Genomic DNA, 15,840 nt, shown 5'->3' on the forward strand with positions numbered 1-15,840 from the left:
AACCGGCCGCCTCAGGCCTTGTCGGACGACCAGTCCAGAAAGAAGCCGACATCACCCGGCATGCCGCCGGGAAAATTGATGATCATCGCCTTCAGCTTGTAGCCCTGCGGCTTGCCGAAGGTCTGATAGCGCTCGTAGAACTCCCTGGCCTTGCCCTGCAGGGTTTGCGGCCAGTCGCGGTCGGCACTGTTGATCGCCCGCCCGCTGTCGGTGCAGAGCGAGGACGGGAAGCTGTAGACCATGGCTTCGAATTTGCCGTCCTTGACCGCGTTGGCGACAAGCCGGCGAACAACCGCGATTTCCTGCTCCGTGACGTGTTTTTCGAGGAAATCTGCGGCGAAATCGGCAAGCTTCTGTTCCTGCAGCGACCGGAGCTTTCGCTCCTTTTCCATCTCCGCCATCTCCCGCTCCAGCATCTGCATGCGAAGCTGTGCGGCGCTAATGGGTGCTTCGCTTGAAACGGCGTCTTTGTTTTCCGGCATGTTGGTGACCCTCCTCGTATAAATGGAGAACACAGTCTAGAAATGCTGGACTCAAGCGCACTAAGCCACGCCTCACTGACAAAACCGCTAAACGGGGCTACTGCGGATAAGAAAAAACGGAGTGCCGTCGCCGCAAAATCACGAGCGGACGCGCAGAAGGAATTTTGCACCATACCCCTAGGAATTCAAGCGCATCTTGCCTCTGCCAGGAAGCGCCCTGCTCCCCGGGGTTCCTGTATCGTTCACGCGGGCGGAACGCCAGCCTGCTTTCGGTATTCCTCCAACAGCCCCTCATAGGCCTCCAACGGCGGCAGCGTCTCGTAGCTATGGACGGCGGGTGTCGTTGCCCAGGGCAGCTTCTCGCTCGTCCAGGTCTCGATGAACGGCGAAAACCAGCTCGGATCGTCGAGCATCGTCGCGCGGACGTTGACGAACCAGTCCATGCCCTCCGGCCGCGTGAACATCCAGCTCATGCAGTGCGGGCAGAAGTAGTGCCGGGTCGCGCCGTGCACACCCCCGATCACCGGCTCGCCCTTCGTCACGGCAAACCCTTCGCTTGGGATGGCGACGCTCAGCGAGAAGGCGCTGGCGGTCATCCGCTGGCAACCGGTGCAGTGGCAGGCCATGGTGAGTAGCGGCGGAGCGCTGACCTTGAACCGCACCCCGCCGCAGCGGCATCCCCCTTCCCAAGACAAGCTGTTCTCGTTCACGGTTTCCTCCGTTGATGTCGTTCGGCAGCAGGCGCTTAAAACCCCGCGCCCGGCTGCGCCAGGTAGGCTTCCTCGGCCGGTGTCGAAACCCGGCCGAGAATGGCGTTGCGATGCGGAAAGCGGCCGAATTGCTCGATCACCTGGCGGTGCCGGATGGCATAATCCAGATAGTCGGCGTCGCCGAGCTCGGTGAAGAGTTTTACCGCCATCGTCTGGTCGGTCAGGTTTTCCGAATGCTCGAAGGGCATGTAGAAGAAGGCGCGCCACTCCTTCGGCACCGCCAGATCGGCGCTCGCGCCGATGGCGAGGTTCGCCTCGCGCAACGCCAGACAATCGGTGGCAAAGGCGAGCGGCGAGCCGCGATACATGTTGCGCGGCAACTGGTCGAAGAGAAGGATGACCGCAAGCCAGTGCTCTGGCGTTGCCCGCCAGACGTCGTCGAGCTTTCGCGAAAGCGCCAGATGCGAGGCCTGGAAGCGCTGCGCGCATTGCCGGTCGAGCTCAACACTCGGCGTGAACCATTCGTCGTAGGAAAGCTCCGTGAACCAAAATTTCAGGACCTCTTCCGGCGTGCAGATCGCGATCTCGTCAGTCATTCAGCGCCTCTCGTGAACTCCGGCATCAGATAGGAGTTGATCATGCTGTTTCCACAGTCGGTCGGCAACGGTCGTTCCGATCGAAGGCGAAGAATTGCCGGAGGCACAGTGGCTTCATTGCCCAACGACTCCTCCATCATGTCATTCTAGCCGTGACGCACGGCTGGAGCGTTCCTATGGCCCGACCTGCGCACTCTCGGCTCAGCGCCGCTGGAGCAGCGGTCGCCCGATGGGTTTCGGCGGCTCCGCGCGCAGCACCAGCGAGGTCGTCACCGCCCCGAATCTCGCGATCGAGTCGACAATCGTTTCCAGTTCTCCAGGCGACGGAACGAGCACCTTCAGCAGAAAACAATCCTCCCCGGTGAGCCGCAGCACTTCCACGATGTGCGGCATCTCGGCAAACTGCTTGAGACAGGGCCGGATGTTTTCATGCGTCGTGCGCAGCCGGATGACCGCCATCATGCCCAGTCCGAGCGCAACGGCATCGACGCGGGCGCCGTAGCCGAGAATGAAGCCGCGCTCTTCCAGCCGCCTGACGCGCTCGGACGTTGCCGGCTGGGAGAGACCCACCCGGCGCCCGAGTTCCGAGATCGCGATGCGCCCGTCCTCCTGCAGCGTTTCGAGGATGGCGATGTCGGTTGGATCGAGGATGCGATGATTTTCCAAAGTGATAACCGGCCTTCAATTCATCGGAAATCGGAGCTGTTTTCCGATAGTTCTGCATTCCCGCCGAAAAGGAAAGCCGTCATCCTCGCTCTGCACAACCATAGGAGAAATCATGACGAGCATCATCATCCTGCCGGGGATCGGCGGCTCCGGCGAGGCCCACTGGCAGACGCTCTGGGAGAAAGAAGATCCGCGAATGGAGCGCTTCCAGCCAACGAACTGGGAAAAGCCTGATCTAACAGACTGGATTTCCGCGCTGGAGCGCTCGGTCGCCGCGGCGCCTAAGCCGCCGATCCTCGTGGCGCACAGCCTCGCCTGCCTCCTCGTCGCGCACTGGCAGCAGGTTTCCGCGCTGCCGGTCACCGGCGCATTCCTCGTGGCGGTCCCCGATCCGCAAGGAGCCGCCTTCCCCAACGAGGCGAAGAGCTTCGCGAACCCGCCGACGGAAGCGCTTCGTTTCCCCTCCCTCATCGTCGCCAGCGCCGACGACCCCTACGGCAGCCTCGACTACGCCCGCCTCCGCGCCCGCCAATGGCAAAGTCGCCTCGCCGAAATCGGCGCATGCGGCCACATCAATGGTGAAAGCGGGCTGGGTAACTGGACGGAGGGCTTTGGCCTGCTGACGTCGTTTGCCACGGAATCCGCGAAGATGGCGCCGCCGAAGATGTGAGAAACCAACCTCCTACGCTGACAACGCACCTTACCCCTGCCGCTTGAGGATGGCGATGAAAGCGAGGCCGCCGGCAAGGCCGGTGACGACGCCGATCGGCATGTCCTCGGGCGCCATGACGACGCGGGAAACGAGGTCGGCAATGATCAGGGTAAGTGCGCTGGCAAAGGCCGACAGCGGGACGACGCGGACATTGTCGCTGCCGGCGAAGAGGCGGACGAAATGGGGGATCATCAGCCCGACGAAGCCGATCGCGCCGGAGAATGCCACCATGACGCCGGTAAGCAGCGCGGTGACGACGAAAAGCATCAGGCGGAAGCGGCGCACCGGAATGCCGAGCGTCATCGCCGTCTCGTCGCCCATGGCAAGCGCGTTGATCTCGCGCGCCCGGATGGTGAGCCAGCCAAGGCAGACGGCGAGCGCCAGCGCCGGATAGACGAGATGCGGCCACTGCGCGAGGCCGAGACCGCCGAGCATCCAAAAGATGACGGTGTGAACGGCACGCGGATCGCCGAGAAAAATCAGGAGATTGCCGGCCGCCGTGAGCGTGAAGGCGACCGCGACCCCGGAAAGCACGAGGCGATCGGCACCGGTGCCGAGTACGCGGGTGACGAGCGCCACCAGTGCCGTGGCGCCGAGCGCGCCGCCGAAGGCGAACAATGGGACCGTCGCGAGGCCGAGGATAAGGCCGGTGTGGAGCAGCGCGACGATCGCGCCGAGCGCCCCGCCGGCCGAAACTCCGAGCAGATGCGGGTCGGCAAGCGGATTACGCGTCACCGATTGCAGTACTGCGCCGGTGACGGCAAGCCCGGCGCCAACGAGCCCGGCGAGCGCCACCCGCGGCAGACGCACATCCCAGACGATGCTTTCGCGGCCGGTCGACCATAGCACCTCGACGCTGCCCGGCACGATCTTGGAAGCAATAATCGACCAGACGGTCTCGACCGGGATCGGCGCCGAACCAAGCGAAACGCCGGCGGTGACGGTCAGGCAGAGCAGAAGCAGCGCCGCGAGGATGAAGAGTGCGGTTTTCACGTCGGTTGGAGCTTTTACGGGTATCTCGGAGTGGAGAGGATGATGCAGCCAGATGCGGCATCATCGTTGAGAATCATAGGGTTGCCAGCCCTTCTTCATGCGATTGCATCGTCTGTCGCTCTCCGTAAATAACGGTGCGCGCTCAATGAGCTGCCAGGATCTTCCCCGCGCCACCGACGCGGCGCTGCTAGGTTCCTGTGACGAGCGCAGAAATGAGCCAAGCTGGGGCCCTGGCTGAGTGAGATCGCGCCGCCGAGAACCGTCCAGCGATTGAGGCTGGTTTTTGCACACGCCACGGCCCCTCACATCGCCTCGGCATGAAAACTCTCCGCCAGCCGACGGATCGCCTCGATATTGCGAGGGCCCGGCGTCGCCTCGACATAGTCGAGCACGACGAAGCGGTCGTTTTTCACCGCGTCCACGTTCTTGAAGGCCCGATTGTTTTTCATGAAGGCGATCTTCTGCTCCGCGGTCACCTCGCCGTAGTTGACGATGACAACCACTTCCGGATTGCGGTCGATCACCGGCTCCCAGGAGATCTCCGTCCAGCTCTTCTCGACGTCGTCCATGATGTTGACGCCGCCGGCTGCCTCGATCATCGCGGTCGGGATGCCGTAACGCCCGGAGGTGAAGGGCTTTTCCTCGCCGGAATCGTAGACGAAGACACGCGCCGGCCGCCGCTCGGCGCCCTTGATCCTGGCCGTGATCTCGGCGAGCTCGCCGCGATAGCCGGCAACCAGCGCTTCCGCCCTGTCCTCGACGCCGAAGATGCGGCCGAGGTTCAGGAGGTCGACAAACATGTCCTCCATCGTCGGCTTGCCCTTCGCCATGATGTGGACGCAGCTTTCTGTGAGTTCGTAGACCTTGATGCCAAAGGGCGCGAGCGTCTCCGGTGTCACGTCGCCGCCAACCTTCATGCCGTAGTTCCAGCCGGCGAAGTAAAAATCGGCGTCGGCGTTCAGCAGCACCTCCTTCGTCGGATATTTTTCCGCAAGCTCCGGCAGCTCCCTGATACCCTCGCGCAGACGCTCGTCCAGCGTCTTCCAGCCGGAAACGCCGGTGTAACCGACCATGCGATCCTGCAGCTTCAAGGCCAGCATCATCTCCGTGAGATTGACGTCGTTGGAGACCGCACGCTGCGGCGCCGCGTCGAAAGCGACCTCGCGGTTGCAGCTCTTGACGGTGACGGGATGAGCGAGCGCAGGCACGGCGGCGAGGACAAGCACGCCGGCGGCGAAAAGAAGTTTGTTCATCGGATGGCTCCTGTGGAACGGGAAGATCGCGCGACGGGCATTGCGTCGGGCTGCGAGAGCGCGAAGGAAAAGCGGGAAACATGGCCCGCGGCATCGCCATGCGCGGTGGCATGGACGCCGAAGGCGGCCGAAAGCGCCGCGGGCTTCAATACGGTCTCCGGCGGGCCGAAGGCGGCAAGCCGCCCCTCTGTCAGGATCGCGACATCGGTCGCGAATTCGGCCGCGAGATTGATGTCGTGCAGCGTCGTAACGATTGTCAGCTTCAGCGTCTGCAACAGGTCGAGAATTTCGAGCTGATGGCGGATGTCGAGGTGGTTGGTCGGCTCGTCGAGGATGATGATCTTCGGTTCCTGGGCAAGCGCCCGGGCAATGAGCACCCGCTGCTTCTCGCCGCCCGAAAGCGTGGCGAATTGGCGGGGCGCGAGATGGGTAAGGTCGAGATGCTCGAGCGCTTGCGCCACCCGCTCACGGTCGCGATCGCTCCAGCCGCTGATCCCCTCCCGGCGCGGGATCCGCCCCATCATCACGACGTCACGGACGCTGAAAGGGAAATCGCCCGGCATTTCCTGCAAGACAACGGCAATCGTTCTTGCCGCCTCGCGCGCACTCATCGCCCAGAGGTTCACGCCGTCGATCCCGATACGGCCGGCAGTCGGTTCAACCGCGCGGTAGAGGCAGCGCAAGAGCGAGGTCTTGCCGGCGCCGTTCGGGCCGATAATCGCGAGTCGGCTGCCAGGCGCGATCGAAAAGCCGATATCGCGGACAAGCCGAAGGCCGGGGCGCGGCCCCCACTCCAGTTTTTCGACGCTGAGGCTGGCGCCCGCGCCGGTCTGAAGAAAAGCATGAAGCGATTCTTCGCCCGCTTTTCGCTGCAAACTACTGAATTCATCGCTCATGAAAATGCCCTCCCCGCACTCACTGCAGCCACCCCGCCGTCTCCTCGGAAACGAGGACTGCCGCCGGAATGCGCGCAAGGCCCTTGCCCGTCAGGCTCAAGGCGGGACGCGGAAAGGGGTCAAACGCCTGGCCTTCGGCATAGGCGGCGGCGAAGCTGACAAGATCGTCGATGTCTTCCTCCGGCGAGATGTCGCCGAAGAGATAGGTCGCCCTGGCGGTCGCCTGGAAGGCGATGGTGCAAGGCCGCGTGCAGGCCGCCATCGCAACTGTGCCGGCGATCGAAAAATCCCGGTCGAGCGGCCGGCCAAGCGCGGAAACGCTGTGGTTCAACTGAGCGAGCAGCTCGGTGCCGGGACGGCATGGGCCCCCGGGGAAGCGGCAATCGGTGCAGAGAGTTATCTTGTGCTGTCGGAAGTCTGAATTCGCCATGGCTTGTCTCCGCCGGGCTGGGCCGGAGAGAAAATGGCGAAGATGCAAGGAGACGGTTGCCCGCCAAGCAGAAGCCAGTTCTTTTCCATCGGAACACCCCGTCCGTTGTGGTTGATCGGTTCGATGGCAGGTCTCCTGGCTCGCGGGTCGCCGCGCATCCACGTCTTCCCGGCTTTTCGCCAGTGACATGGTGTGAATGCGCTTTCCGCTCACAGTTGCGGGGGCAGCCACGGTTTCGGCCCCTCCTGGGTCGTCCTCACCGTGTTCCCTTTTCAGCCGCTTCCGGGTCAGGAAAGCAGCACCATCGCCGCCTTGGTGGCACGAATCGCGGCGCGAGGCAACCGGGGATGGATGGCGAAAGGACATATCATGGGTGGTATCCCGTTGAGGCTAGCCGTTCTGTTACTTAATAACATAACATCGCACAAGACAGAAAATTCGCCATGGGCGTTAATTTGCCGTTGTCATTGACTGTGAACCGAGCAACGCACGCCTTCGCAGAGGACAGCCGACGCACCAGAGCATTCCCAGCGCTAGAGCATTTTGCAGTCAGGTGGGAAACGAGGCGCAGGTGGCGAGATCGCCAACTGGTACATAAGGAACTGTCTGAAGGACCCGGCGCGGTCCCGGTATCGTCAATGCGCTCAGCGCAGCGGCCAGACCCACATCAGCATCGGCACGGCGACGAGCACAATGACGATCGAAAGCGGCAGACCGAGGCGCGGGTAGTCGCTGAAGCGGTAGCCGCCCGGCCCCATGACCAGCGTGTTGCACTGGTGGCCGATCGGGGTGAGGAAATCTGAGCCTGCGCCGATCGCCACCGCCATCAGAAAGGCATCCGGCTTGTAGCCGAGCGCCGCGGCAAAACTCGCGGCGATCGGTGCCATGACGAGCACCGTGGCGGCATTGTTGAGGAAGGGCGTGACCGCCATTGCGGCGATGAGGATGAGCGCAAGTGCGCCCGCGGGCGGCAGGCCGGCAGCGATGCCGCTCAGCCAGCCGGCGATAAGGTCCGACCCACCGGTGGTGCGCAACGTGTCGCTGACCGGGATCAGCGCCGCCAGCATGACGAGGATCGGCCCGTCGACCGCACGGTAGACGTCGCGCAGCGGGATGACGCGGAAGATCACCATGGCGAGCGCCGCCGCGAAGAAGGCGACCGGCACAGGCACGACTCCGATCGCCGTTGCCCCCATGGCGGCTGCGAGAACGAGCAGCGGCACCGTCGCGCGTCGGATGGTACCGAGCAGGATTTCCCGCTGGGCGAGCGGCAGGCAGCCGAATTCCTGCAGGAACGGCGGCAGGTCGCGCCGTGTCCCCTGCAGCACGACAATGTCGCCGGCCCGCAGCCGGATGCTGCCGAGTCGCTGCTTCAGCCGCTCGCCCTGGCGGCTGACGGCAAGCAGGTTGATGTTGTGATTGTTGAAGAGCGCAAGCCGCTGCGCAGACATGCCGATGAGCGGAGAGCCGCTGGCGATCACCGCCTCGATCGCCTCGATGTCGGCCGGCGTCTTGCCGTTGTTGGCCGTGGGCGACCTGTCGCCGGAAATCTTGAGCTTCGCCTGGGAGACGATACGGTCGAGCGCCGCCGGCCCGCCTTCGAGCAGCAGGATATCGTCGGCCTCGATGATGGCGTCCGGCAGCGGCGCCAGATGCGTGCCGCGGCGGAAGATGGCGAGGACGACCGCACCGCCGTCGCCGAGTTTGACGAGGTTGCCGAGCGGCTTGCCGATCATCGGCGAACCGTTCGCTACGACCGCTTCAGAGGTATAGTCGGTGATCTCGATCGCCTGGTTGACGGAAACCTGCTGGCTTTTGCGCTCCGGCACCAGGCGATAGGCGAAAAGCAGGAACACCGCGCCGACCACGGCCAGCGAGGCGCCGACCGGGGTAAAGTCGAACATGCTGAAGCTCTCGCCGGTCAGGTCCTGCCGCATCCTCGACACGACCACATTGGGCGAGGTGCCGACCTGGGTCATCAGCCCGCCGATCAGCGAACCGAAGGCCATCGGCATCAGGAAGACCGAGGGCTGGACGCCCGACCGCCGGGCGAACTGGAAAGCGACCGGGATCATGATCGCCAGCGCGCCGATATTCTTGATGAAGGCGGAAAGCATCGTGACGGTCACGACAAGAAGCGCAAGCTGCGCCCTTACCGAGGTCAGGTCCGGCAGGAAGCGCTGTATCGCCGCATCGACCACGCCGGAGCGGGCAACACCGGCGCTGACGATCAGCGCGCTGCCGACGATGATGACGATATCATCGCTGAAGCCTGTAAAGGCGCGGTCGAAGGGAACGATGCCGACCGCGACCGAGAGCATCAGCGCCGAACAGGCAATGAGGTCGTAGCGGAAACGGTCCCAGATGAAAAAGGCCATCATGGCGCCGATTACGAGAAACGAAAGCGACTGTTCGGCGGTCATGAGCTGTACCTGAAGCAACGCGGATCGTACGAAAGCCTCTACTGCATTTCCCCCCAAACCGAAATCGACTGAAGGAATAAAAACACGCAGCGGCGAGTCTGATCCACTACATCGTCCAAAGCGTCTATCGAATGCAACTGAAATACCGACAGATTCATGTCGCAGCGCTGTGGATTACCAGAAACTCAACCGAAACTCGTTGGTTCCTTTGACCGTTGTTGAAGAAGGAATATGATGTCGCAGCCAGTTTAGCGTGTACCAACGGGCCTTCGCGCAACGGAGGGGGCGCAATCGCCGGAGCCAAGGAAAACGCAGCCATGAAGACCGCCCTGCCCGCCATTTGCGCGGGTCTCCTGCTCGCCGCCTGTGCTTCCACCGCCCCGCCCTCAGTTGGCTACTCGCGCAATCTCGAACCCATTCCGGGCAGCATCACCTATGGCGGCCAGCCCCGCACGAGGCTGACCAAGGCGCCCGTCGGCAGCATCGTGCCGCACCGGTTCCGCGACAGTTTCGGCCGCCAGGTCTCCGAAACTTACGTTATCGAGCCCGACCGCTCTCTGCGGCTTATAAGCCGCCGTATCGACTATGATCTTATGACCGACCGGTAAGTGGGATAAGGAAACCGCGCACGGTTTCTCCGCGCCGTTTCTCACAAATGGAATGAGAGTATCGCCATGAAAGATGCCTTGCCCACCCTTTTTGCCGCCCTTCTGCTGTGCGCCTGCTCGACTACCGCTCGGCCGCCGTCGGTCGGCTACGGACGCTATCTCGAGCCCATCCCCGGCAGCATCACCTATGGCGGCCAACCGCGCACGAGGCTGACCAAGGCGCCGGTCGGCAGCATCGTGCCGCATCAGTTCTTCGATAGTTTCGGCCACAAGGTCTACGAGACCTATGTGATCGAACCCGACCGCTCGCTGCGGCTTGTCGGCCGTCGCATCGACTACGATATCTTCGGCGACATGGACCGTTGATGTCCGGTACGCCAAGGCATTACCGAGGGGCGCCACGATGAAACTTGGCTCGATCGCCTGCGCAGCCGCGCTCCTTCTTGCGGCCTGCACCACCACCGCGCCGGAGCTGGAGCCGATCCCCGGCAGCATCACCTATGGCGGCCAGCCACGCACGAAACTCACCAAGGCGCCGGTCGGCAGCATCGTGCCGCACCAGTTCTTCACTCAAGGCGGACTGGCCCGGGAAACCTATGTGATCCAACCGGACCGCTCGCTGAAGCTGATCCGCCGCCACATAGATTATGACTTTATCACGAGGCACTCTCGCCGCTAGGATGGCAAAAGCAATGTCGCCGGACATCACGTGCTGTTCGGCGGCCGGCGGCTGGGGCATGGGTAGTCCAAGGACGCGGCACGGAACCCTGCACATTTAAAACGCGTTGTTTGCGACCGGCCGACGCTTAAAGGCGCTTCAGCCTCACTTCGAGCGATGAGAAAACACCATGAGGCCCCTCCTGCCAGCGATGTCGCCCGCGGTCCTGTCCGTCATGCTGCTCGCGTCGAGCGTGAGCGGCTGCACGGCCACCGCGGTCACCTTCGGCTATTCACCCTACCTGGAGCCGATACCGGGCAGCATCACCTACGGCGGCAAGCCGCGGACAGGGCTTAGGCGGGCGCCGGTCGGCAGCATCGTGCCGCACCAGTTCAACGATCGCGCGGGGCGCACGGTCTATGAGACCTACGTGGTAGAGCCGGACGGCTCGCTCCGCCTCGTCAGCCGGCGTTACAGGTATGATTTCTTCGACTTCGACTGATTGCGCACGCCTACAACAGCCGGGACCGGGCCGCCGCTTCCAGGTGAAGGCAGCGGGTCGCGCCTGACCTGCGAACGTTCCGTCGTCTTAGGAGAATCCGGCCCGCCGGAACCAGTCCTTCACGCCCGCCAGCACTTGCGCCTGGGCCGCGTCGAGCGTGGTGGCATGACGGAAATCGTCGCTGCCGGTCCCGTTGCAATGCCAGATCGTCCAGGCCCAGTCTCCGCGCGCCTGGCGCTTCAAGACAAAGCCCATTTCGTGGTCACCAAGTTTGGCGCAATAGGCATCCGCCCGCTTCTGCACCCATGTCAGATTGATGTCGGCGACAGTCACCATCCCCGTGGCCCTCCCCCGGTGAAAAGGTAACCACAATCGCTTTGACCGCATCCATGGAATTTTATGAAAGCGACACATAGAGAGCTCGATATCCACAGCCATCGCGAGCCGAGCTAAGCTGCCAGGCTCGGTTAACGATTGTTTCGACAGAAACACAACCTGGACTACCAAATTTCTCCTATTCCGGCCGGCTCGCCGCGACCACGGCGGGCGCTGCCGGCCGCCAAACGCAGCGCACTTGCACCCAATTCGGGGGCGAAGCGAATCACCGGCATTCCCCCGACTAGCCGCGCAACAACATCAGCATGCGCTTCGCCGCGTCCGCAAAGGTCACACCGAGTGCCGCGCCGCCGATGCCGATGACGCCGAGCGCGCCCATTCCGATCAGCTTCCATTTGCGCACGTCCTCGGTCACCGGCTTCATATCGGCAATGTCCTCCTTGGTCAGCGACATCGCCCCTTCAAGCGTCCCCACCCGCTCGAAAAGCTCGTCCATGCGGCGGACCGTCGAGGCCAAGCTTGCGTCCGCCCGGTCTTCGGTCCGCCGAAAATCCTCGCGCAGGTTCTTCACTTCGGCGATCAGCGTCCCGAGCTGCTGGTGAACGCTCCCATCAATCATCGCCGCCCGCTCCCATCACCACCACTCTATGTCCTTCGCATTCGGCCTTCGCCCATACTGCCGCGGCGCACAGGCCGACGACGGTGCGGTCGATCCGCCGTTGGTCCGCCTGCGTTGCACCGCGGGCGCCGGCAAGATCAGTGCCGACGACGCGTCTCAGGCCCGTCACATCGGCCGGCCCCGAAATCCCACAACCCGCCAAAAGCAAGGCAGGCATCATAAGCGCGACGCTTCGCGTCAGCGCGGTCTGCAGCTTCATCATTTTGCCTTTCGATTGCGTGTCTCACTGCTTGTGCCCCCTCCTCTCGGATGGCGAGCACGGCCCAAAATGCGGCGGCGAGGACGAGCCCGCCGGCAAGGATCCTTCCCCAGAACATCGTCACTTGAGACCCAGCGCCTCGCGCACCACCGGCATGGAGGAGATGGCGTAGACGGCAAAGCCGACGATCACGGTGAGGATCGCGAGTTGCACCCGCCAGTCGAGCGTCACGAGATTGAGTTCCTTCAACGCGGTGACGAGGCTGCCGCCGGCCGTCAGCAGCCAGGTCCAGAAGCGCCCGGATCTCGCGACAGCCCTGCGCTTCGACGCAGCGTGCGATGCCGGCGCGGCTTTCTCCCGTGCCGCCCGCACGGCCGCTTGCCCTTCGGGCTCTACGCGACGACGCGCGACGGCCAGCACCTCACGCAGCACAGCTTCGACCTTCTCCGGCTTGACCAGGACCTTGTTGAGCCCGTCGCCGGCGTAATAGGATTGCCCGCGCTTCACCTGCTGCTGATTCCCCCTGGTGTCGGCCAGCACCGGCAGCGACGCCCACTCCTGCGCCAGCCGCTTCCCGAATTCGACGAGCGACAATTCGCCGGTTACGAAGGCCTGATAACCACGGCGCTTCAGGAGGTGAAAACCAAGGCGGTCCTGCAGATCCGGCGTGAAGACATCGGTTCCCTCGAGCGAGGGGATTTCTTTCGCCAACCCGAGAAGCGTCGCCCGCATAAACTGATAGGCGCCGGCGGCGCTCGACCCATGGCTCTTCGACCACGCCTCCTGCGCGTGGACGACATCGCCGAAGCTCATCGTCGTCAGCGGCTGCTTGAGCCTGTTCTGCCTGTTGGCATAGATCACGTCATAAGATGCGCGGTCTTTCCGTCCGACCTCGGTCTCCCGAATGAAGTCGAGCAGAATCGCCGCGCCGGCAGGCACGGTTTTATTCATTTTGATTTTTCCTTTAGGAACGCCCTACACGGGACATAGACATTCTACGGCACCCAATGCCTTAGGAATGTATCGTGGCGTGATACATTCCTTCAGGAGCAGGGTGTGTTCCGAGCACGGAGAGATAAGCCATGAGTTCCAATTTGCCGCCGGTCCACCCGGGCGAAATCCTGCGGGAGGAGTTTCTTGTGCCACTATGAGTGCAGGCTCTCTGGCAAAAATGCTCAGGGTTCCGCGCACCCGGATCGAGCGCCTCGCAACCGAATAAACCGCTGTCACTGCAGACAGGGCACTGCGACTCGGGAAATTCTTCCGCACAACTCCCGAATACTGGTTGAACCTTCAGGCGAGCTATGACTTGAAAAATTGCTGCCGCGGCTTTGGAGGACGAACTGGCCGAAATTCCGGAACTCGAGGTCGCGGCCTAGCTGAGGTTCGTTCGGCTGCAATCCGCCAGTCATCAACTGCCGAACGAAACCAGTTCTTCATTCAGCTGGACGAGACGATGTCGCCTCTCCTGAGCCTCGATCCGAAGCGCATCGATAATCGTTGGAAACGCCGGGCCGTCGACCTTCGGTTTCCTTTTCCGAGGCGGAAATCCGAGGATCCTGCGAATCTTGGCTCTGATGTGCTTGCGCCGTTCACGGCTGCTAAGTCGATATGAAGAAAGCCCATTTTCCGCGCGGTTTTTTCCATCCGATCGAGAAGCGGTGCGACGTCCTTCTGGCTTGCCCTGAACAGTATCGGCGCCCTCATCTTCGAGTTTTTCCTTTACGAAACCGCGCGGATCGTCGTGCCGCTGCTGAGCTTTGGCAAAGTAGTGGTCGACAATTTCTACATTGAAGATTCCGGCTTCAACTGGGTTGGGCTGAAGCGCCGGGAGGACGGCCGCTACCTCATGAATTCCGACGTCAGCAAGTTGGCCGCCGTGGTTTTCTGGGTGCTTTGCGCTCTCGCCTACGTCTCCTTCACGCGCGGCCTTTGACGCAAGACGAGCCTCGTGCATCCTCCTAGCCCGCCCACTTTTCCACTCAACCGGGAAGCAAACGAAACATGAGCAGGAAAAAACTCTTCGCGCTCGATGCCGCTTTCTCCGCAATCACCAATTTGTTCGAACTCCTCGTCGTCGAGTTCTTTCTCTATGGAACCGCGCGGATCGTCGTGCCTTTGTTGAGCTTCGGCAGGATTGTCGTCGGCGATTTCTATCTTGAAGAACCCGGCTTCAACTGGTTCGGACTGAAGCGCCGGGAGGACGGCCGCTATCAGATGAGCCGCGACGCCGGCAAGTGGTCCGCTGTGGTCTTCTGGGTGCTTTGCCTTACGGCCTATGCCGTCTATGCACGCGGGTTTTGACCGCGCTAGGGTTATTCGCGCCAGTCTTCCTGTGCTCGTCTCAGGGAAACGCGTCCCGGAAACAGTTTCTCCCATAGCCCCCTTCCCTCCGGAGCACCGGGAGGGGCGGCAAGCAGCCGGGAGGTACGCGTGACCGGCGCCATTTTCGGGGCGTTGCGGGGGTCGTTTGGGTCACCCTTGTAGGACTTTTCCCAAAACCCCGGATTCTGCTGGTACGCGTCACGGGCATCATGCCAATTGATGCCGAAGTCTCTCGCTATGCGATCCGCATAGGCTTCATCCGGGTTGAGGGTGTCGTTGAACATCGACTTACCCAATTTATCGCCGATCTGCTTCAGTCCAAACTTGATCAAGAATGGATACATGTAACTCTCCTTGGTGCGCGACGCCCGGCGCCGCCCACCGCGTGTCGGAAGCGGGCGGATACGGGGTTCGTCGCTGTGCTTAGAATGGCGTTCCACAAGCGTCCCACCGATGGGGTGGACGCCTGGCTGTTTGGTAAAGGTCCGGAAGGCTTACTGGAGTGTGCTATGACGGCTGCATCGACCTTCAACGCCAGCACGGGCAATGGTTACGAGCTGCAGATGGGGCGTTGGAGCCGCCGGCTTGCTGTTCCGTTCCTGGCATTCGCGGGGATCTCGAGCGGTGAACGGGTGCTGGACGTGGGCTGCGGCACTGGCAGCTTGACGTTTCTGCTGTCCGAGCGCTCCGACCTGGCGGCTATATGCGGGATCGACTACGCGCCACCCTACATCGAACATGCGACGCACAGAAACTCAGATCCGCGTATCTCCTTTCGTGTCGGCGACGCATGTGCTTTGCCTTTCCCTGACGCGGCATTCGACCGGGTTCTGTCGCTCCTGATGCTCCACTTCGTCTCCGAGCCGCACCGAGCCGTGGCAGAAATGCGCCGTGTCGCGCGACCTGGAGCGACGGTTGCAGCCACCGTATGGGACGCTCGCGGCGGCTTCGTTGCCGGTCGGGTGTTCTTGGATACCGCAGCCGCGCTTGATCCCGCCGCTGGATTGCTTCGGGCGCGCGCCTGCACCCGCCCCATGACACGGCCGGGCGAGTTGGAGTCGGCCTGGCGTCAAGCCGGCCTCACCAACATTGAGACGGCGGAGCTTGCCATCCGCATGGAGTACGCGTCCTTCGACGATTACTGGGCGCCATACCTTGGCAAGGATGGACCGGGTGCCGAATATGTCGCGACGCTCGACGAGCGGGCACGCGTGAGGCTTCGCGATGCTGTCCGTTCTGCCTACCTCGACGGCGATGTCGACGGTCCACGGTCCTACCTAGCCGTTGCTTGGGCCGTGAAGGGGATCGTGACGCCTTGAGCGCATAAAGACTTGTCGCACACTCGCAACTCGTCGGACGACGCCTCTTTCAC

Annotated in this window: 22 protein-coding genes, 1 pseudogene and 1 riboswitch; of the genes and pseudogenes, 8 read left to right on the plus strand and 15 right to left on the minus strand. The window is 62.7% G+C overall.

Annotation, left to right across the window (positions count from 1 at the left end):
• Positions 1-11: 11 nt before the first annotated feature.
• From QA637_RS08790 to QA637_RS08805, 4 genes are all read right to left on the minus strand, one after another.
• Positions 12-482: a histidine kinase gene (locus QA637_RS08790; RefSeq protein ID WP_153437522.1), complete on the minus strand. Its 471-nt coding sequence runs from the start codon at positions 480-482 to the stop codon at positions 12-14.
• Positions 483-724: 242 nt separating this feature from the next.
• The gene (locus QA637_RS08795; RefSeq protein WP_184108830.1) at positions 725-1,192 is read right to left on the minus strand and encodes a GFA family protein; all 468 of its coding nucleotides are present in this window, start codon (positions 1,190-1,192) and stop codon (positions 725-727) included.
• A 35-nt stretch (positions 1,193-1,227) separates the two neighbouring features.
• Entirely contained in the window at positions 1,228-1,788 is a 561-nt protein-coding gene (locus tag QA637_RS08800) for a DUF924 family protein (RefSeq protein WP_153437521.1), read from the minus strand.
• A 201-nt stretch (positions 1,789-1,989) separates the two neighbouring features.
• Positions 1,990-2,454: an Lrp/AsnC family transcriptional regulator gene (locus QA637_RS08805; RefSeq protein WP_153437520.1), complete on the minus strand. Its 465-nt coding sequence runs from the start codon at positions 2,452-2,454 to the stop codon at positions 1,990-1,992.
• 112 nt (positions 2,455-2,566) lie between these two features.
• On the opposite strand from QA637_RS08805, the gene QA637_RS08810 reads away from it, so the two are divergent.
• Complete coding sequence (locus QA637_RS08810; RefSeq protein WP_283064762.1) at positions 2,567-3,124, plus strand: RBBP9/YdeN family alpha/beta hydrolase; 558 nt, start codon at positions 2,567-2,569, stop codon at positions 3,122-3,124.
• Between the two features lie 30 nt (positions 3,125-3,154).
• Here the strand turns inward: QA637_RS08810 and QA637_RS08815 are convergent, their stop codons facing one another.
• From QA637_RS08815 to QA637_RS08835, 5 genes are all read right to left on the minus strand, one after another.
• Positions 3,155-4,159 carry a FecCD family ABC transporter permease gene (locus QA637_RS08815; protein WP_283064764.1) on the minus strand — a complete coding sequence of 335 codons (1,005 nt, stop codon included), beginning with the start codon at positions 4,157-4,159 and terminating at the stop codon, positions 3,155-3,157.
• Positions 4,160-4,461: 302 nt separating this feature from the next.
• Entirely contained in the window at positions 4,462-5,412 is a 951-nt protein-coding gene (locus QA637_RS08820) for an ABC transporter substrate-binding protein (RefSeq protein WP_153437517.1), read from the minus strand.
• Positions 5,409-6,308 carry an ABC transporter ATP-binding protein gene (locus tag QA637_RS08825; protein ID WP_283064767.1) on the minus strand — a complete coding sequence of 300 codons (900 nt, stop codon included), beginning with the start codon at positions 6,306-6,308 and terminating at the stop codon, positions 5,409-5,411. The genes QA637_RS08820 and QA637_RS08825 overlap by 4 nt, the downstream gene beginning before the upstream one ends.
• Before the next feature lie 19 nt (positions 6,309-6,327).
• Positions 6,328-6,738 (minus strand): DUF1636 family protein, encoded by a 411-nt coding sequence (locus QA637_RS08830; protein ID WP_153437516.1) that lies wholly within the window; start codon positions 6,736-6,738, stop codon positions 6,328-6,330.
• Positions 6,739-6,846: 108 nt separating this feature from the next.
• A riboswitch (cobalamin riboswitch) is annotated at positions 6,847-7,059 on the minus strand.
• Positions 7,060-7,382: 323 nt separating this feature from the next.
• Complete coding sequence (locus QA637_RS08835) at positions 7,383-9,161, minus strand: SLC13 family permease (protein WP_153437515.1); 1,779 nt, start codon at positions 9,159-9,161, stop codon at positions 7,383-7,385.
• Between the two features lie 317 nt (positions 9,162-9,478).
• On the opposite strand from QA637_RS08835, the gene QA637_RS08840 reads away from it, so the two are divergent.
• The 4 genes from QA637_RS08840 (at position 9,479) to QA637_RS08855 (ending at position 10,929) form a co-directional block, all read left to right on the plus strand.
• Positions 9,479-9,769, plus strand: a complete 291-nt coding sequence (locus QA637_RS08840; RefSeq protein ID WP_153437514.1) for a hypothetical protein — start codon at positions 9,479-9,481, stop codon at positions 9,767-9,769.
• A 66-nt stretch (positions 9,770-9,835) separates the two neighbouring features.
• The gene (locus QA637_RS08845) at positions 9,836-10,135 is read left to right on the plus strand and encodes a hypothetical protein (RefSeq protein ID WP_153437513.1); all 300 of its coding nucleotides are present in this window, start codon (positions 9,836-9,838) and stop codon (positions 10,133-10,135) included.
• Between the two features lie 37 nt (positions 10,136-10,172).
• Positions 10,173-10,448, plus strand: coding sequence for a hypothetical protein (locus QA637_RS08850; protein ID WP_153437512.1), 276 nt, complete (start codon positions 10,173-10,175; stop codon positions 10,446-10,448).
• Between the two features lie 169 nt (positions 10,449-10,617).
• On the plus strand, positions 10,618-10,929 hold the full coding sequence (locus tag QA637_RS08855; RefSeq protein WP_234886795.1) for a hypothetical protein: 312 nt from the start codon (positions 10,618-10,620) through the stop codon (positions 10,927-10,929).
• A gap of 87 nt (positions 10,930-11,016) precedes the next feature.
• On the opposite strand, the gene QA637_RS08860 is transcribed toward QA637_RS08855, so the two are convergent.
• The 4 genes from QA637_RS08860 to QA637_RS08875 all read right to left on the minus strand — a co-directional run bounded on the left by QA637_RS08860 (position 11,017) and on the right by QA637_RS08875 (position 13,094).
• The gene (locus tag QA637_RS08860; RefSeq protein ID WP_153437511.1) at positions 11,017-11,265 is read right to left on the minus strand and encodes a hypothetical protein; all 249 of its coding nucleotides are present in this window, start codon (positions 11,263-11,265) and stop codon (positions 11,017-11,019) included.
• 283 nt (positions 11,266-11,548) lie between these two features.
• Positions 11,549-11,884: a DUF1515 family protein gene (locus tag QA637_RS08865; RefSeq protein WP_153437510.1), complete on the minus strand. Its 336-nt coding sequence runs from the start codon at positions 11,882-11,884 to the stop codon at positions 11,549-11,551.
• Complete coding sequence (locus QA637_RS08870) at positions 11,877-12,143, minus strand: hypothetical protein (protein ID WP_153437576.1); 267 nt, start codon at positions 12,141-12,143, stop codon at positions 11,877-11,879. Before QA637_RS08870 ends, QA637_RS08865 begins: the two co-directional genes overlap by 8 nt.
• A 120-nt stretch (positions 12,144-12,263) precedes the next feature.
• The gene (locus tag QA637_RS08875; protein ID WP_153437509.1) at positions 12,264-13,094 is read right to left on the minus strand and encodes a lysozyme family protein; all 831 of its coding nucleotides are present in this window, start codon (positions 13,092-13,094) and stop codon (positions 12,264-12,266) included.
• A 131-nt stretch (positions 13,095-13,225) separates the two neighbouring features.
• Between QA637_RS08875 and QA637_RS08880 the strand changes: the two are divergent.
• Positions 13,226-13,522, plus strand: a pseudogene (locus tag QA637_RS08880) (HigA family addiction module antitoxin).
• A gap of 32 nt (positions 13,523-13,554) precedes the next feature.
• On the opposite strand, the gene QA637_RS08885 reads toward QA637_RS08880, so the two are convergent.
• Positions 13,555-14,100, minus strand: a complete 546-nt coding sequence (locus QA637_RS08885) for a hypothetical protein (RefSeq protein WP_283064772.1) — start codon at positions 14,098-14,100, stop codon at positions 13,555-13,557.
• A 47-nt stretch (positions 14,101-14,147) separates the two neighbouring features.
• Here QA637_RS08885 and QA637_RS08890 point away from each other — a divergent pair, with 47 nt between their 5' ends.
• Complete coding sequence (locus QA637_RS08890) at positions 14,148-14,447, plus strand: hypothetical protein (RefSeq protein ID WP_153437507.1); 300 nt, start codon at positions 14,148-14,150, stop codon at positions 14,445-14,447.
• Positions 14,448-14,458: 11 nt separating this feature from the next.
• On the opposite strand, the gene QA637_RS08895 is transcribed toward QA637_RS08890, so the two are convergent.
• Positions 14,459-14,812 carry a hypothetical protein gene (locus QA637_RS08895; protein ID WP_153437506.1) on the minus strand — a complete coding sequence of 118 codons (354 nt, stop codon included), beginning with the start codon at positions 14,810-14,812 and terminating at the stop codon, positions 14,459-14,461.
• 165 nt (positions 14,813-14,977) lie between these two features.
• On the opposite strand from QA637_RS08895, the gene QA637_RS08900 reads away from it, so the two are divergent.
• Complete coding sequence (locus QA637_RS08900; protein WP_153437505.1) at positions 14,978-15,787, plus strand: class I SAM-dependent methyltransferase; 810 nt, start codon at positions 14,978-14,980, stop codon at positions 15,785-15,787.
• Positions 15,788-15,840: the final 53 nt, after the last annotated feature.

It is taken from the genome of Sinorhizobium terangae, from assembly GCF_029714365.1.
Lineage (GTDB): Bacteria > Pseudomonadota > Alphaproteobacteria > Rhizobiales > Rhizobiaceae > Sinorhizobium > Sinorhizobium terangae.

Excerpts from the sequence above, each read along its gene's own strand:
- QA637_RS08790 (WP_153437522.1), bottom strand. The coding sequence starts at position 482 with ATGCCGGAAAACAAAGACGCCGTTTCAAGCGAAGCACCCATTAGCGCC.
- QA637_RS08800 (WP_153437521.1), bottom strand. The coding sequence starts at position 1,788 with ATGACTGACGAGATCGCGATCTGCACGCCGGAAGAGGTCCTGAAATTT.
- QA637_RS08810 (WP_283064762.1), top strand. The coding sequence starts at position 2,567 with ATGACGAGCATCATCATCCTGCCGGGGATCGGCGGCTCCGGCGAGGCC.
- QA637_RS08820 (WP_153437517.1), bottom strand. The coding sequence starts at position 5,412 with ATGAACAAACTTCTTTTCGCCGCCGGCGTGCTTGTCCTCGCCGCCGTG.
- QA637_RS08825 (WP_283064767.1), bottom strand. The coding sequence starts at position 6,308 with ATGAGCGATGAATTCAGTAGTTTGCAGCGAAAAGCGGGCGAAGAATCG.
- QA637_RS08830 (WP_153437516.1), bottom strand. The coding sequence starts at position 6,738 with ATGGCGAATTCAGACTTCCGACAGCACAAGATAACTCTCTGCACCGAT.
- QA637_RS08835 (WP_153437515.1), bottom strand. The coding sequence starts at position 9,161 with ATGACCGCCGAACAGTCGCTTTCGTTTCTCGTAATCGGCGCCATGATG.
- QA637_RS08840 (WP_153437514.1), top strand. The coding sequence starts at position 9,479 with ATGAAGACCGCCCTGCCCGCCATTTGCGCGGGTCTCCTGCTCGCCGCC.
- QA637_RS08845 (WP_153437513.1), top strand. The coding sequence starts at position 9,836 with ATGAAAGATGCCTTGCCCACCCTTTTTGCCGCCCTTCTGCTGTGCGCC.
- QA637_RS08850 (WP_153437512.1), top strand. The coding sequence starts at position 10,173 with ATGAAACTTGGCTCGATCGCCTGCGCAGCCGCGCTCCTTCTTGCGGCC.
- QA637_RS08855 (WP_234886795.1), top strand. The coding sequence starts at position 10,618 with ATGAGGCCCCTCCTGCCAGCGATGTCGCCCGCGGTCCTGTCCGTCATG.
- QA637_RS08860 (WP_153437511.1), bottom strand. The coding sequence starts at position 11,265 with ATGGTGACTGTCGCCGACATCAATCTGACATGGGTGCAGAAGCGGGCG.
- QA637_RS08865 (WP_153437510.1), bottom strand. The coding sequence starts at position 11,884 with ATGATTGATGGGAGCGTTCACCAGCAGCTCGGGACGCTGATCGCCGAA.
- QA637_RS08870 (WP_153437576.1), bottom strand. The coding sequence starts at position 12,143 with ATGAAGCTGCAGACCGCGCTGACGCGAAGCGTCGCGCTTATGATGCCT.
- QA637_RS08875 (WP_153437509.1), bottom strand. The coding sequence starts at position 13,094 with ATGAATAAAACCGTGCCTGCCGGCGCGGCGATTCTGCTCGACTTCATT.
- QA637_RS08885 (WP_283064772.1), bottom strand. The coding sequence starts at position 14,100 with ATGCACGAGGCTCGTCTTGCGTCAAAGGCCGCGCGTGAAGGAGACGTA.
- QA637_RS08890 (WP_153437507.1), top strand. The coding sequence starts at position 14,148 with ATGAGCAGGAAAAAACTCTTCGCGCTCGATGCCGCTTTCTCCGCAATC.
- QA637_RS08895 (WP_153437506.1), bottom strand. The coding sequence starts at position 14,812 with ATGTATCCATTCTTGATCAAGTTTGGACTGAAGCAGATCGGCGATAAA.
- QA637_RS08900 (WP_153437505.1), top strand. The coding sequence starts at position 14,978 with ATGACGGCTGCATCGACCTTCAACGCCAGCACGGGCAATGGTTACGAG.